The organism is Polaribacter dokdonensis (assembly GCF_024362345.1).
Taxonomy (GTDB): domain Bacteria; phylum Bacteroidota; class Bacteroidia; order Flavobacteriales; family Flavobacteriaceae; genus Polaribacter; species Polaribacter dokdonensis.
This window is the reverse complement of record NZ_CP101505.1, coordinates 255,840-272,147: the sequence shown is the minus strand read 5'-3', so window position 1 is coordinate 272,147 and position 16,308 is coordinate 255,840. Positions and strand designations below refer to the sequence as shown.

General features: G+C 27.9%; 18 protein-coding genes. All 18 read left to right on the top strand.

Annotation, left to right across the window (positions count from 1 at the left end; all coding sequences use genetic code 11):
* Positions 1-76 precede the first annotated feature (76 nt).
* The 18 genes from LPB302_RS01210 (at position 77) to LPB302_RS01125 (ending at position 16,305) form a co-directional block, all read left to right on the top strand.
* Complete coding sequence (locus LPB302_RS01210) at positions 77-1,603, top strand: TlpA family protein disulfide reductase (RefSeq protein WP_082329784.1); 1,527 nt, start codon at positions 77-79, stop codon at positions 1,601-1,603.
* A gap of 216 nt (positions 1,604-1,819) precedes the next feature.
* Positions 1,820-2,524 (top strand): hypothetical protein, encoded by a 705-nt coding sequence (locus LPB302_RS01205; RefSeq protein WP_053974528.1) that lies wholly within the window; start codon positions 1,820-1,822, stop codon positions 2,522-2,524.
* Positions 2,525-2,675: 151 nt separating this feature from the next.
* On the top strand, positions 2,676-3,704 hold the full coding sequence (locus tag LPB302_RS01200; protein WP_053974527.1) for a beta/alpha barrel domain-containing protein: 1,029 nt from the start codon (positions 2,676-2,678) through the stop codon (positions 3,702-3,704).
* 213 nt (positions 3,705-3,917) lie between these two features.
* Positions 3,918-4,682 (top strand): hypothetical protein, encoded by a 765-nt coding sequence (locus tag LPB302_RS01195; RefSeq protein WP_053974526.1) that lies wholly within the window; start codon positions 3,918-3,920, stop codon positions 4,680-4,682.
* Positions 4,683-4,882: 200 nt separating this feature from the next.
* Positions 4,883-5,389 carry a hypothetical protein gene (locus LPB302_RS01190; protein WP_143032712.1) on the top strand — a complete coding sequence of 169 codons (507 nt, stop codon included), beginning with the start codon at positions 4,883-4,885 and terminating at the stop codon, positions 5,387-5,389.
* Between the two features lie 152 nt (positions 5,390-5,541).
* The gene (locus LPB302_RS01185; protein ID WP_053974524.1) at positions 5,542-5,973 is read left to right on the top strand and encodes a hypothetical protein; all 432 of its coding nucleotides are present in this window, start codon (positions 5,542-5,544) and stop codon (positions 5,971-5,973) included.
* Positions 5,974-5,978: 5 nt separating this feature from the next.
* The gene (locus tag LPB302_RS01180; RefSeq protein WP_053974523.1) at positions 5,979-6,641 is read left to right on the top strand and encodes a hypothetical protein; all 663 of its coding nucleotides are present in this window, start codon (positions 5,979-5,981) and stop codon (positions 6,639-6,641) included.
* A 149-nt stretch (positions 6,642-6,790) separates the two neighbouring features.
* Complete coding sequence (locus tag LPB302_RS01175; protein WP_053974522.1) at positions 6,791-7,777, top strand: hypothetical protein; 987 nt, start codon at positions 6,791-6,793, stop codon at positions 7,775-7,777.
* A gap of 169 nt (positions 7,778-7,946) precedes the next feature.
* Positions 7,947-8,735, top strand: a complete 789-nt coding sequence (locus tag LPB302_RS01170; RefSeq protein WP_053974521.1) for a hypothetical protein — start codon at positions 7,947-7,949, stop codon at positions 8,733-8,735.
* A 152-nt stretch (positions 8,736-8,887) separates the two neighbouring features.
* Positions 8,888-9,445 (top strand): FEKKY domain-containing protein, encoded by a 558-nt coding sequence (locus tag LPB302_RS01165; RefSeq protein ID WP_053974520.1) that lies wholly within the window; start codon positions 8,888-8,890, stop codon positions 9,443-9,445.
* Between the two features lie 151 nt (positions 9,446-9,596).
* Complete coding sequence (locus tag LPB302_RS01160) at positions 9,597-10,259, top strand: hypothetical protein (RefSeq protein WP_053974519.1); 663 nt, start codon at positions 9,597-9,599, stop codon at positions 10,257-10,259.
* Complete coding sequence (locus LPB302_RS01155; protein ID WP_053974518.1) at positions 10,252-10,707, top strand: hypothetical protein; 456 nt, start codon at positions 10,252-10,254, stop codon at positions 10,705-10,707. The genes LPB302_RS01160 and LPB302_RS01155 overlap by 8 nt, the downstream gene beginning before the upstream one ends.
* 171 nt (positions 10,708-10,878) lie before the next feature.
* The gene (locus LPB302_RS01150) at positions 10,879-11,790 is read left to right on the top strand and encodes a DUF6438 domain-containing protein (RefSeq protein WP_143032710.1); all 912 of its coding nucleotides are present in this window, start codon (positions 10,879-10,881) and stop codon (positions 11,788-11,790) included.
* Between the two features lie 161 nt (positions 11,791-11,951).
* Positions 11,952-12,350: a contact-dependent growth inhibition system immunity protein gene (locus tag LPB302_RS01145; protein WP_053974516.1), complete on the top strand. Its 399-nt coding sequence runs from the start codon at positions 11,952-11,954 to the stop codon at positions 12,348-12,350.
* A 13-nt stretch (positions 12,351-12,363) separates the two neighbouring features.
* Positions 12,364-12,810, top strand: coding sequence for a hypothetical protein (locus LPB302_RS01140; RefSeq protein ID WP_053974515.1), 447 nt, complete (start codon positions 12,364-12,366; stop codon positions 12,808-12,810).
* A 248-nt stretch (positions 12,811-13,058) separates the two neighbouring features.
* Entirely contained in the window at positions 13,059-13,589 is a 531-nt protein-coding gene (locus tag LPB302_RS01135; protein WP_053974514.1) for a hypothetical protein, read from the top strand.
* A 161-nt stretch (positions 13,590-13,750) separates the two neighbouring features.
* Positions 13,751-16,054, top strand: a complete 2,304-nt coding sequence (locus tag LPB302_RS01130; RefSeq protein ID WP_053974513.1) for an ATPase — start codon at positions 13,751-13,753, stop codon at positions 16,052-16,054.
* Complete coding sequence (locus LPB302_RS01125) at positions 16,054-16,305, top strand: hypothetical protein (RefSeq protein WP_053974512.1); 252 nt, start codon at positions 16,054-16,056, stop codon at positions 16,303-16,305. Before LPB302_RS01130 ends, LPB302_RS01125 begins: the two co-directional genes overlap by 1 nt.
* Positions 16,306-16,308: the final 3 nt, after the last annotated feature.

Sequence of the window (16,308 nt, the reverse complement as noted above, 5' to 3'; positions counted from 1 at the left end):
TTTCCTACACAAACACGTTATAGCACATTATGAGCCTTGTACTTTCCTGAAATAGGTTGACTAAAATTTAAACATAATGAAAAATCCAATTCCTCTTATTATTAAACTCTTTATAATATTATTTTTAGTCAGCTGTAAAAAAGCGAGTACAAGCACGACTAATTTGGTTTTAGAAAACAAAGACTCTACTCAACATTTAGAAACTATAATTACGGGTAAATCAGATGACCCACAAGCATTTAAATATTTAAATTTTCTTTATTTAGATGTTCCTAAAAAAAAACTAAAATCAAAAAACTTTAAAGTACTCAATCACCCAGATTCCATTTTTTTTAAAACCGAAGATTTACTTGAATCTCAATACATTGAAATCCTTGCGTTTGGAATGAAAAAAGTTTATGAACTTCCTATTTTTATTAGTCCTGGAGACAGTATAAATATTATAATAAAAAATGGAGAGTTATCTGTAGCTGGAACTAATAAAAATCATTATAAACTCTACAAAGACATTTCTTTAAATGAATATCCAATATTTAGAAATGACTTATTACAATACAAAAATAAATGTTGGGAAGTTTTTCAAAAAAGAGACAGTTTGTTTGAATACTTCATATTAAAAAACCCTGAAGTTAGCGAAGATTTTATTGAAAAAACCCGTACTAGAATTCTATTTGAATATTATTCTAGAATCCTTCATTTAACAATTGACAAATCTGGTCGTGTAAAAGAACTTGATGCAAGTCATTTTGAACAAGTATCTAAAGGATATGGAATAGAAACTTCTTTAAAATTTTCCGAATCATATTTCGGAAATCTTTCTTTTCAGTTATTGAATAATCCAAAGGTATTGAAGAATAAAAACTATTTGGGTATTCTTAGAAGTTATGTGCACTTAAATCAAAATTTAACAGACTCTTATTCACCATCCCAATTTTTAATAGAAAAGGAAATATTTTTAAATAAATTTAGCAACAAAGCACAAGAGGGAGGACTTGCCAATACTATTCTTAAATACATAGAGGTAAGCCCTTTTAGAAATAGCAGTAACATTAAAGAAGCAATTAAAGAGTTTAAAGTTCTATTCCCTAATTCAAATTATTTAATAAAAATAGATGAGGCAGCAAAAAATATTGAATTGTTAAATAAGTTGCCTCCTAAGGAGGTTCTTGATGAGAAATTAATTACAATAAAAGGAGATACCATAACATTTAGCGATATGCTTATACAAACTGGTGAAAAAATTAGAGTTATAGATTTCTGGGCAAGTTGGTGTGGACCTTGCATATATGACATTAAAAAAGGAGGAAAGAATAAAGGATTGTTTGCTGAAAACTATTTTCTAGATTGGGTATATATATCAATAGACACAGATTTAGAAAAATGGAAACAAAAAACTTTAGAATTAAAAAAATTTGGAACTTTAAATAATCAATATCTTTTGCTAGATACTATAAACTCAGAACTAAAAAAGAAATTTGAAATTAATTCTATTCCAAGGTATATTATTTTTAATAAAAATGGATATTTAGTAAATGACAAAGCTCCAAAACCTACGGAGTATAATAGTTTTATTGGTGCTTTAAATGATATTAACAATAATTAAAAAAGTGCTATAACACCTTATATAATTTATTGCTGGCTTCTTGCATACTTACGAAAATCCTCGCGGATTTTCTAATCGGTTTTTATTTGCTAAATTACGTGCTAAACCACGCAACAAACCATATAAAAACACGTTGGGCACAATTAAAACTGAATGAATAGACTCCTAATTTTACTTTTTTCAATTTTCTTAATTGGTTGCTGTAATCAACCAAAATTGCTGAATAATGGACTTACTAAAAAAGCTCATAAAACAACCATTTATTTTATCAATATTCGGAAAGATTCTTTAAATAAGAAAATTCAAGATACAGTATCAATTATTGAAAATAAATATAATAATAATGACAAAATATCCTATTTAACTCAAAATCCATTATTTACGAATGAACAAATGGAAATTGAATACATATATGACGAGTTTAACAAAATAAAAAAAGAAATTGGAAAAATTTCAACTGATAGCATAATGTTTACTGTCAATTATTTCTATAAAGACAGTTTAGTTTTCAAAACAAAATCAGAAACTAAAAATGATATTTTTCATATGAAACAAATTGGAAAATATGAATATAATTCTGACAAGACCCTAAAACAAACTTCATTACTAAACCAATATATAGATATTGAATCCAATGATACAATTTCGAATACAATTGAAATTAGTAAATATGACAAAAAGGAATTAATAACTGAATCTAGATTATCTGATTTAATAAAACCCGAAAGAAATATAAATTCTAAATATGAATATGAATGTGGAATCTTAAAAGCAGTAAAGGAATTTAACGATAAAGATTCGCTAATTTCAAAAACAGAATATAAATATGAATTTGACAAATTCAAAAATTGGATTAAAAGAGAGTCTTTTGAAAATGGAAAACTAGAATATATTAAAACTAGGAAAATTGAATATAAATAACTGTGCCCAACACCGTACAAAATTAATTGCTTGCTTTTTGCTTACTTACGAAAATCCTCGCGGATTTTCTTTGTCAGTAATTATTTAGTAAATTTATTGCTTAAACCACGCAACTAACCTTGTACAAACACGTTGTAGCTAATTACGAAAAATGAAAAAACTATTATACTTTATATTAATAATTTCTTTGAATTCATTTTCTCAAACAGTCAAAATAGACACTTTACATCTTTATAAAAGTGAGCAAAATACTTCACCATTAGACAAATTAATATACCCAATATTCAAAACAGGAAATAAGAAAATCGATTCTTTAATAAATTTCGATTTAAAAAATAAATATACTTATAATGAAGCTCCTAATTCATCTATAAATAAAACTTTAAAACAATGGATTGGTGACCAAATAGGTTATATAAATTTTAACATAACTTACAATAGAAATAATATAATATCATTTAATATTGAAACTGAAGGATGCGCTGCATATTGTACTTATTGGAAATCCTATTTCAATTACAATACAAAAACTGGAAAACCTATTAAAATTGATTCGCTTTTAAAGTTGAATAACTTTAAGCAACAAATTCTTAATAAGAAAAATGAACAATTTGAAAATGAAATAAAACAACTTAAAGAACTTTTTAAACAAAAAGATATTGACAAAAATGAATATGATTGGGTATATGAATACTTGAATAAATGTAAGAATGATGAAGAATTAGGAGATTTTTCTTTAAATGAAAATCACATAGAATTCATTGAAACTTGTTCTCTTCCAAATGCTATTAAGAATATGACTCCAGCTATTGACTTAAAATATAAATATAATGACATTAGAGAATATTTGAATTTTGAACCATCAACAAAAATTGAAAATTACTACAACCATACGAATCATTTAGAAATAGTTAACATTGATAATGAGAGTATAAAAATTGACTTAATGATTTCCAATGAAAAATGTGCTATGCCTAATTATGAAGGAATATTATCAAAATCTAAAGAAAATTTTTATGAAGGTTTTGTATACTCTGACAAAGGAGAAATATTTGAATCAAAGCATCATTTAAAAATTATTAAAAACAATGAAACTATTCAGATTTCATCAAATGATTCATATGAAAAATGGCAGTTAGGTGCCTTTTGTCGAATTGAAGGTAAATATAAAAAAAACTAGCTACAACAACGGCTAAACTTAATGTGGGTTTTATTCCTTTCTCGAAGTTTTTGGCTTTTTTATTTTGTCCGCTTAAACTTATTTGATTAATTTTAAGTCAATAAAGAAAAAACTATAAAATAAGTCTAAGCTAAGTGATGTCTTCGATAATTTGTGAGTATCAAATCCCACACTAAGCTTAGCCAAACCGTTACATGCAATTTTCCAAAAAAAATGAAAAACAAAAAAACTAAGATTGGAATTTGTAGAATTTGCAAAGAAGAAAAAGAATTAAATTTTGAGCATATTCCTCCAAGGTCAGCCTTTAACAAAAGTAGATACCAAATAGTTGATTCGACTGAATATTATACAAAAGTAGAAAAGTATTTGAGTAAAGAGGAGAAGATAAAAACCAAAGTTGAACAAGGTGGAATAGGAGATTACTGCTTATGCTTTGATTGCAATAGTTTCCTCGGATCAAAATACGTAAGAGAATACAAGAAATTTGCAAATATTTGTATGAGTATCATTACCCATGAGGATAAAAATGCAAAAGCTTATCAATTCGATATATCTGATATAAATCATTTAAAATTTTTAAAACAAATAATAGCAATATTTATTTGTAATAATCAAAGTGTATTTACTGATCAGTATCCTGAATTGATTGACTTTGTAAAAGACCCCGAATTGGAAAAATTAAGTGATAGGTATAAAATTTATATGTATCTAAATAATGAGGGTCAGGTTAAAAAAGGTACAATTTTCTTCACTAATCTTTATGGAGCAATATGCGATTTTACTTTTCCACCGTTCGGATTTGTATTAAGCATAGATAATGACAAACCACTGGATAAAGTGACTGATATAACAGGTTTTAAATTTTATAATAAATATAAGTCTTTAAAACATGCTCCAATAATATTAAACAAATATCCGACATATTATCCATTCCCTTTAGATTTCAGAAGTTTTGATGGCAAATCAAACAGCATGTAACACCGTATAAAATTAATGTGGGTTTTTATGGTTTAGTCCAAAGTTTTGGTTTATTTATAAAGTCCGCTTAAACTTATTTATCTATTTTTAGGTCGACAAAGAAAAAAACACAAAATAAGTATAAGCTTAGTGGCTCGGCTGACAAAATAAAGTTTGTCTACCTCCCACACTAATCTTATACAAAAACGTTGGCAATAATTATGAAGAACCCGATAATCATAACAATGTTTATTCTGATTTTTTCAGCAAACAAGGTTTATTCTTGTTCTTGTGAAAAATCAAGCGTTAAATATGGATTTGAACATTCGGACTTGATTTTTACTGGAAAAGTTGTGGAAATTAACGAAGGAAAGGTGTATGACTCAATCCCAAGCTCAACTGAAAAAGGAAAATATTACATTCGAGAAATTAATAGAATTGAGTTTGTTTTTAAAGTTACGGAACTGATTAAAGGAAAAGAAAAATCGGATTTCATAACTATTGTAACTTCTGGTGGAGGAGCGGATTGTGGAAATTATTTTGACCTGAACTCGGAACATTTGATTTACTCATACGAAACGGATTTACAAGTAAACACTTTCGAAGAGAATAATAAAGTTGAACCGTATTTTTCGACTGACCTTTGCACTCGGACTAAAAATCTGAACCGAACAAAGAAATCGGAAATAAACCGATTGAAAAGATTGAACAAACGGAATAAAAAATAACTATTGCCAACACCGTGTAAAAATAATTGCTTGGTTCTTGCCTACTCGGAAAATCCTACGGATTTTCCTCTGGTTCGTTCCATTTTTAGTAAGTTGGTTGCTTGCACACGCAACTATCCTTACACAAAACCGTTGGCTACAATTAACAAGAAATGAGCAAAATAAATGAATTAGATGATTATGAATTAGCCTTTTTTGCAAAATTCAAATTGTCAACATATATGAAAGTAACTCAATCAAAAATTAAGGAATATTTAGTTGAAAGAAATTTGAATGAATCTAAAATTGAAAGATTAATTGCTGAAAATCCTGAATCAAAACTTGAAGATAATCTGAAAAAATGTCCACGCTGTTACTCTGACAAAATTCGGAAAAATAAAGTGGAATGGACAAACACAGATGGTGGAATTGGACTTGCAGATGAAATAGCAATTGCAGATGGAATTGGTGGAAAAGCAACTTACAAAAATGAGGTTGTTTGTGACGTTTGTGACTTTTGGTTAGAAGACCCAAATGAGGAAAAACCAGTTTCTTTTCCGAAAAGAATAATGAAAGAAATTTGGAAAAATATAATTGGAAAATAAATTGAATGAAAAAAATAATATTTAAAACAATCATTTTGACTATTGGATTAATAATAATTTCTTTGCTATTGATCTACATTCTGACACTACCTAATATTTGGAAAGTATTTGACTTAACAAATACTTCAAGTATAGGAGACACTATTGGAGGAATTACTTCCCCTCTCTTAGGAATTATAAGTGTAATTTTTTTGTATTTAACACTGAACAGACAAATAGATAGTTTTAATGACCAAAAAATAAAAAATGAAAGTGATATAATTTTTATGCTTTTCAATCAACTTGATAATGAATATAATCAGATATACTTATACTCAACAAATAAAGGTGAGAGAATTCGAAAATTTGGACACGAAGCTCTAATAGATTATTGTAATTCAGTTTTCAAATTTTATTCAGGAAATAAGAAATTCAGTCAATATTATATAGCTGACAGTATAATTTTAGTAATTAGGTCTTTTGAATTAATAAAAAAACGAATTCATATATCACCATTGAATTCTGAAATGAAAGAATTGTTTTTTAAAAAAATGGAAACTTTTTATTTATGTAAACTCAAAGACCCTTTATATAAATTAACTGATTTATTTGAAAGAGAGAAATCATTATTAGATGAATATACATTGGAAATAAATGAATTTTATAAATCAATGGAGAAAAAACTGTAGCCAACACCGTACAAAATTAATTGCTTGCTTTTTGCTTACTTACGAAAATCCTTGCAGATTTTCTTTGTCAGTAATTATTTAGTAAATTTATAGCTAAACCACGCAACTAACCTTGTACAAACACGTTGTAAACAAGCTAAAATAAACTTATGGCATTAACAGGAATTATGGAAATGTTTTTGAAAACACGAGCTGAACAAGCAAAATCAATTCCATCAAAAGTCTTTTTTAATCATTTCTTTTCTATAATTTATTGTCTTAATTGTAATAGTGAGAAATTTGAATTAAAAAAGATTCCATATTATAATGACATAAAAATTAAGAATAGTAGTTTTAATATAGACGAAGTTAGAAAACTACTTTGGAATTCTTGGAGTACAGAATACGCTTATCGAATTGGGGAAAAAATTGATAATGATGAATACTATAAATTCTCTCTTCATTGGAACTTTCCTCAAGCATATTATTCGGTTTATCTATCTATGACAGCTTTCCACGAAACACAAGGTTTAGCAAACGAACAGCACGAAAAATCAATTAAACTTTTTGGAAATTCAATAAAAGACAATCATTATCCATCTGCAATTTCTTTTTATTCATCAGGCTTGAAAAATGAATTTGAATATCAAGGATTGCCGACTTTTAAGGAATTCCCAAAAGACAGCAGTGTTTTAAGAAAAATAGAATGTTTAGAAGACGCGGAAATACAGTTAGCTACTTTTTTAAAAACTACACGAAAAAGAAACGCAGAAGATAAACGAAATCGTTTAGCAAAACAAAACGATAAAAGATTTAGAAATGGAAAAGGGGAATTTAGAAAATCATTTAGTAAGAATCATTGGGATATTATTTACAAAACAATCCCAATAACTTCAATTTTCAATCTACTTTATAGGTTGAGAATTAAAGCAAATTATAGAGATATTGAAAGTTTTATTAATGCTGACATCGATTTTAAAAGTTTTCATTCGAGTTTAGGAGAATTAATTTACTATTTAAATTTTGTCCACGAAGCTTACATAGCAAAAGCCATTGGTATAGTAAAATATGAAAAAATATTGAATAGTTTCCCAAGTCATCTAAACAAAGAAACAGCGATTAAAAGGTTTGAAGAAAATATTAAGGTTTTAGGATAAAGCCAGTTTACAACACCGTATATAATTTATTGCTGGCTTCTTGCCTACTTACGAAAGTCCTCGCGGACTTTCTATCTGTGTTTTATTTGCTAACTTTAGTGCTTGAAACACGCAACAAATCATATACAACAACGTTGCCACACATTTGAGAAAAACCGAATTCCATAAAATGAACAAACTATTTTTTATAATATTTATTTCTATTCCATTTTGGAGTTTTGGACAAATTGAAAATAGATGGCAACCTGATAGTATTTACGTAAACCGACAAGTAAAGAAAATATTTGTCTATTTAAATTCACCTAAAGACATATCCGAAATTGTAGAATTTGACCGAAATGGAAAAAGGATACGCTCGACTGAATTTAGTGCGTCTTATAATCGTAAAAGCCGAAAACACAAATTAACTGACAAAATAAATCGTTATGAATACGACTCTCAAAATCGATTAATTAAAATAATAGATTCAATAGGGAAAGATTCAACAACATTTAAATATGGAACAAATAATAAACTGATTTCATCAAGAAAAAATTTAGGCAGTTTTGTTTATGAAACGAATTACTATTACGAACCATTTAAATCAACCACAACGCAGAAAAAGGATTCAATACTGGTTTACGAAAAGACAAAAGAATATGAAAAAGACTTTTATGTTAGTAGATTTTTCGGTTATTATTTAAAATCTAAACTAAAAAAAGTAAAAACGACGGAAAACGGAATAACAAATACTTTGGCATATTCTGACCAAACCGATTTACAAAGATTTGAGGATAATAAAACCATTAAGAACAGTTTTAACGAAAAAGGTCAACTTATAAAATCAGATATTAAATCCGTATTTATGAATGACCGAACTAATGAATATGAACTGAATTATAAATATTACGAAAACGGACTTTTAAAAAGCGTTCGTGGATATGTACCAAGATATTTCAAATATGAATTTTGGGAATAAAAAAACGTGTAGCAACACCGTATATAATTTATTGCTAGTTCTAGCCTACTTACGAAAATCCTCGCGGATTTTCTATTCGGTTTTTATTTGCTAAATTAGGTGCTCAAACCACGCAACTAATCTTATACAAACACGTTACCCAACATTAGCGAATGAACTCAAAAACGAAATATTTACTTTTAACATTAGGAATTATTGGAACTATTCTAATAATTTTTAATTCTATTGAAATGTGGTATTGGTATGATTTTAAATTGGAATTGGAAATTTCTCAAATCCTATTTATAATTGGTTTAATAGGTTTTGGACTATATTTTATTATTACAAAACACCGAAAAATTTTAATTAAAATAATAATTGGATCTTTAGGAATTTCTCTAATTCTGAACATACATCTTTCGACCGAAAATTTTGAAAATATATTACGCCAAAATCGCCTTTCAGAATATTCCGAATTAGAAACTTGCGAAAAGATGGAAAAAAGATTTAATGCTGACTTAACAAAAGAAGAATTGAAATACTTTCATTTTGGAATAGCCTCTATTTCTGGAATGAGAGAAATTATGAAATCTAAATATGATATTGAATATTTTTCAATGGGCTGTCTTTTAAGAACAGAAATGGAATGCTATAATAAATTAGTGAATAAATACATAAATGAAAAATATGACAAATCTATAAATGATATTTACGAAGAAATTGAAAATTAATAAAAACGTTGGGTAACACCGTGTATAAAAAATTGCTATTTTAGTACTTAACCAAAGGCAGTTGCGTTTTTATGCACTTTGATTTTCCTTCGGAAAATCCTCGCACACAAAACCGCAACTTTTCATACACATCAACGTTGGCAATAATTATATGAAAATCGAAGACAACAAAGAATATATAGAACTTATAAATAGTCATCACGATAATTTAAAAGAATCTATGAAGGTTGTAAATTTCCTTAAGGTAAGCGAGAGTCGATTGGAAATGACTGAAAAACTTGAACATATATTTAAATATTCAGAGATAAACATTAAGTATTTCAGTTTTTTAACTTCTTCATTTTTAGACTTACTTTGTACTTTAAAAGGGTTATTTAATTCGGAATCTGAATGGGAAGATATTTATTATTCAAAATCTGGTTTTTTAACTATTTATGAAACTATAAATACATATCATTTTCATCAAAAAGAAATAAAGAAAATTGTAGATAACGATCATCCAAATTTACTAGATGATTATAAAAAATTGAATAGCTTTCTAAAAGAATACAAATCCAAATATAATCACAAAACAGAGATTGGACCTATTAGAAACAAAACTGCGGGGCATTTTGATAAAAATTTTACAGAATATTATGAGCTTGTAAAAAAATTAAACAAAACTGATTCCATAAAAGCTATAGAATCGTTTCTAAATTTTTTAAAACTATTAATGTATTTCATTAATACAATGGCTGACTTAATGAAAGTCAGAACGGAAATTGATTTAGATAAATCAAAAAGAGAATTCTATAAAAATCAAAATAATGGCTGATAGAGAAGAGATAAAAAAAGAACATCGTGCACAAACTTCAAAGTTTGTTTATTACATAATAGCCTTATGTGTTGCTGCGATTGGCTTTTCCATTGTTCAGACATCAGGACAATCATTAGATTATTCGCATATTCCTCTTGGGATCGCATTGTTATTATGGAGTGTTAGTGTTTATATTGGATTTGCTTTTGTAAAAAGCAGGTTAAATCTTCTTTATGGAAATAATCTGTACTTAGATATATTGGATGGTAAAGTTGATGACTTCAATAAATCAAAAGCTCATCAAGAATATGCAGCAGAATTGACAATGAAGGATATAGAAAGAATTAATCAGAAGTATGAAAAGCATTTATATATTCAAGAAATACTTTTCTATTTAGGTGTAATCAGTTTTGTAGTATGGCACATTATTGAAATGTATAATATTTCTATTACTGTAATTGCCTAGAGGCACTCAAAAGGGATATTTATTAGTTAACTATTGCCAACAACGTGTATAATCAATTGCTGGTTCTGTGTGTACTCGGAAAATCCTACGGATTTTCCTCTGGTTCGTTTTCTTTTGTTAACTTAGTTCTTGCCAACACAACTAACCATACACGAACACGTTGCCAACAATATGAAAAAAGTACTTCTAATAATATTCATTTTTACTTCAACATTCTTGTTTGCTAATCAAATTGACAGTTTGAACAACTCAAAAGACGTGGAAGAATTTGCGAAAAAGATATATCCAAAATTCACCAAATTTGAATGGTCTGAATTCAAAATAATATCAACAGAAAAAGTGAAAGAGAAAGTTTCCTGTAAAGATGAATATGATTTACTAGGAATGAAAAATTGGGAAAAAATTGACATAACAAATGACGGATTAACCGATTTGATTTTAACTGCCTATTGGGGAACAACTCTTTACAGCTACGCAATCGTAGATAATGGAAATAATAGCTTCAAGACTTATACGCTTTCAAAGAATGTTTTTGATAATTGTGAATTGTTTAAACCAATCAAAAAAGGTGATTTAAATTATTTAAAAATTTATATTAAAAAACAAGAGCAAGTAGGATTAATGGAATCTAAAGAATTAATTATAAAGGATACGTTAATTTTTAAGTTTCAGGAATTTATAGAGCTTAATAAAAAACCTGCAAATTATAAAATCAAAGGAATTGAATTTCAAACTAGTGGCTGTTATGGAACTTGTCCTGTATTTAACTTAAAAATAAATTATAAAGGAAAAGCCGAATTTAATGGACAAGCGTATATAAAGCACAAAGGAAAGTCTGAAAGAAAAATACCAATTAAATTATTTAATCAAATACAGGAATTACTGGAATTTATTGAAGTTAAAAAACTAAAAGATAACTATTCTGTTGCTTGGTCAGATGATCAAACTAGTACTTTGACTATTCATTTCAATGACAATAGCATAAAAAAAATAAGAGATTATGGTATGATTGGTACTTTTGGGTTAATGGCAGTTTATAGTAAATTAATAGAAATAGGAAAAGAAACAGAATGGAAAAAATAAATACTGTTGGCAACACCGTATATAATTTATTGCTGGCTTCTTGCCTACTTGCGAAAGTCCTCTCGGACTTTCTTTGTCCGTAATTATTTACTAAATTAGTTGCTTAAAACACGCAACAAACCATATACAACAACGTTGGCAACAAGCTGAAAAAACCGAGAATGGAAACAAAATCAATCGAACAATTAGAAAAAAATATTTGGAACAACCCTTCCGAATTTCCGACTGATATGGTTGAAAAATGCTATCATTTTCGGAAAATAAGTATTGCGGAATTGACTAACGAACAAATAAGGCTTCTGATTTCTCAACAAATCGGAGTTGAGTATCTAATCAGAATCGCACTCGAAAAACTCAAACGGAATATTTTGACCGAATGTGATTTTTATGAAGGCGATTTACTTGTCGCTGTTTCAAGTTTACCGACTGAATTTTGGAATGAAAATCAAACTGAATTTCTGACTTTTAAAAACATTGTGGAACAAAATTCGGAATTAATAAAAAATGAACTCGGAGAGAAAAAATTTGACCGAATAAATGAAAAGGTAAAAGCCAATTGACATCAAGCTAAAAATGAAAACAAAAACAATAATACTGACTATGGGAATTCTATCATTTTTGTTTGGTTGTAAAGAAGAAAATAGATACAAAGACAAACACGGAAATGAAATCATTGAAAAAGGAGATGAAACATATATAATCCCAGCCGAGTATGAAAAATCAGGAGAAAAATATAAAATCTTTTTACGAAACGAAACTGATAAACCTGTGAGTATTAAAGATAAATTCACCTTGCAACCGAATGAAGAGAAAATATTCGAATTCGTAGATACAGATTCTATTTTATTTAATATTGGACCTAAAATTTATTTCGGAGATACTGGACTTGAAGTTGAGGACAAAAAAGGTGAATTAGCTGGAATTGGTGGCGAATATTGGAAAAAGTATAAAGTCCCTGATGATGTGGAATATGGATTTGTAATAGTACCATCAGGCGAAGGTGATATGCCGACTGAATAAAAGCCAGTTGCCAACAATGTGTATAATTAATTGCTAGTTTTAGCTTACGTGGAAATTCCTGCGGAATTTCCTCTGATTCGTTCCATTTTTGCTAAATTAGTTACTTAAACACGCAACTAATCATACACGACAACGTTGGCAGTAATTTGAGAAATCCGTTAACTAATCGTAAGTAACGTTTCACTCATTAAGCCTTTTATTAAAAAGTAAACTGAATTAAATTGGAATTGAATTTTAAATAACTGATTTTGAAAAAAACAATACTTCTGATTTTCTTACTCAAATGTGGAATTGGAATTTCACAAACTGAATTTCCTTTTTATGAGCAAATTGCATTTGACTTTTATCAATCAAAACTTATTGACTCTTTTCCGACTAAAAAGAAAATAAAAGTTTATCAATACGTAAATGATTTTCAACCTGACTATTTTGTGTTTTCAAATCCTAATTGTTTAGGAATTAAATGGAAAAACAATGAACAATTTCAACCTATAGAATCATATGTTGAGAGCCAAAGAAAAATCGATTCTGAAAGGTTTGAACTTGACTTCTCTGATTTAGACAAAAAGAAATTTAAAATAAAAAAACGTGGAAAAGGAAATTATCCAAGATTAAATATAACTGCACCTCACAAAGAAAAAAATGGAACTGACCGAATTTTTGTGAATATTCACGAAACACACGAGAATATTTATGTAACCTATCATATTGAATTTAACGACAAAGGAGAAATAATAGATTGGTGCAAAGAAATGGATGAAATAATAAGAACATATTAAAAAACTACTGCCAACATCGTGTATAAAAAAATGCTACATTAGTGCTTAAATAAAGATCGTTGCACTTTTGTTACGTCTGATTTTCCTACGGAAAATCCTCGCTTACAAAAACGCAACTTTTCATACACAAACACGTTGCCAGTAATTTAAAAACACACTCATTGAATCCTATTTACTTAGATACACACATTCACACTTCTGCTAATCCTAATGAAGTAAATGAAGATTATGACATCAATTTATTAGTCACAAAAATTCAAGAATTCAATGGGAATTCCGATTTTTTAATTTCACTAACTGACCATAATATGGTTAATAAGAGTGCTTATCTAAAAGCGATAGCTTTAAACTTAAATATCATTCTTGGTGTAGAATTACATATAAAAAATTATGACGATTGTCCTGCATATCATTGTCATATTTATTTTGACATAAAAGAAATCACGGAAGATATACTTGATGATATAAACAAGAAACTCGATGAATTATATCCCAACAAAGAAGTTGTCAAAAAAGACCCAACTATACCTACAATTCAAGAAATAATTAACAAATTTGATTCTTATGAATTTATGTTATTGCCACACGGTGGACAATCACACGCAACATTTAACACTTCTATACCAAAGGATACGAGATTAGATAGTACTTTAGAAAGAAATGTTTACTACAATCATTTTGAAGGATTTACTGCAAGAGGAGACAAAGGACTTGAAAAAACTCAAGATTATTTCAAAAAACTTGGAATAAACGAATTTGTAAATCTTATCACTTGTAGTGATAATTATACACCATCAACATATCCTAATGGTAAAGACAAAAATCCTTTTAACCCAACTTGGATGCTTGCAAAGCCAACTTTTAATGGCTTAAGATTATCATTATCAGAACAATCTAGATTAATTTATTCGGAAACTAAGCCTAAATTTTATTCAGAGAATATTAAATCTGTTTCTCACAAAGAAGAAAATCTAGAAATAGATGTTGAACTTACCTCTGGGTTAAACGTAATAATCGGAGGTTCATCTAGTGGAAAAACACTACTTGTCGATTCTATCGTCAAAGGTATAAATAAGACTGTAGAAGACTCAATATATAAACAATATGAAATCGATAAGATTAATATTGTAAACCCATCAGGAATGAAACCTCATTACCTCTCTCAAAATTACATTATGGGAGTTGTCAATAATATCAGTGAAGATAAAATTGAAAATATAGATATAATAAAAAGAGCCTTTCCCGGAGATGAAGATATCAAAACAAGTATTAATAATGGTTTACGAGAATTTAAAAAGAATATAATCTCATTAATTGACAGTGTAAAAACTCTTGAACACGAAAGTAAAACATTACAAACTACTCCTATTATTTCAAGGTTAATTACAAGAGATAATTTAGAAACCAATATTTACGACAACCTTCAATCAAGTGAAGTAGAGAATGAAAAATTAAGATTCACAATAGGGACTTATGATGAATATGTTCAATCCTTAGAATCGATAGATAACTTTTTATCTAAATACCCATTTATTAAACACGATTCTGATTTAGTGACTAAACTCAAATCTGAATTGTCAGATGTTTTAAAAATTTCAAATAAGGAAAAACAAGTTAGAAATTTACTTGAGCAAGAGCAAGAGTCATACAATCAAGTATTGAGACATTCAAATTCTGAAGAACAAACTAAAAGTCAAAACTTTATCAAGCTTTTAGAGTCCTTAAAAAAATATGTTAGAGCTTATAGAAAATTTCATAGAACTATAAATTCAATTTCAAGTTATACTCTCAATTTTGATTCAGAGGAAATAGAATCAATGGGGCATAAATTATACATAGAGAATGATTTTATACTAAGTACAGATAAGTTTATTGAAATAGTCAATCATTTTCTAAAAAATAAAATAAGTAGTTTTGAGAATATTACACCTGAATTACTCTTTGAAAGTAACTTTAAAAAACAAAAACCTAAAGTTAAAGATTATGACGATTTCGAAAACAGAATATATAACAGTTTTGAAGAGCTAAATAAGAAGAAATATAAAATCATTACTAATGATGGTCGTGAATTTGATAAACTTAGCCCAGGCTGGAAAACATCAGTAATTCTTGATATAATTCTAGGATATGATAAAGATAGTGCTCCAATAATAATAGACCAACCTGAGGATAATCTGGCAACTGATTACATAAATAAAGGACTTGTTACGGCAGTCAAAAAAATAAAAAGTCAAAAACAAATTATATTAGTTTCTCACAATGCAACAATACCAATGTTAGCTGATGCTCAAAATATAATACTGTGTAGAAATGAAAACAATAAACTAATAATAAAATCTAGTCCTTTAGAAGGCGAAATTGAAGGAATAAATGTCGTTGACCTAATTGCTAAAATTACAGATGGTGGAAAATCTTCAATCAAAAAAAGAGTTAAAAAGTATAACCTCAAAAAATTTAGTGAATAATGAAATTAATATTCAATAAGGAAGATAATAACGATATAACTGTAAAAATCCAACAAGGAACTATACCTGTAGAATTCACTTATACAGAAATGATAAAACAACTTCTAGAAAACAATACAATTGATGATACCGATTTCGGAAACCTTTCAGATGAGGAAAAACAAAACCTAGAGGATATGTTAGAAAAAATTTCAAACATTTTTGACGAAGAAGAAGATACTGAAGTAGAAAATGTAGAAGAAACGGAATAAAAA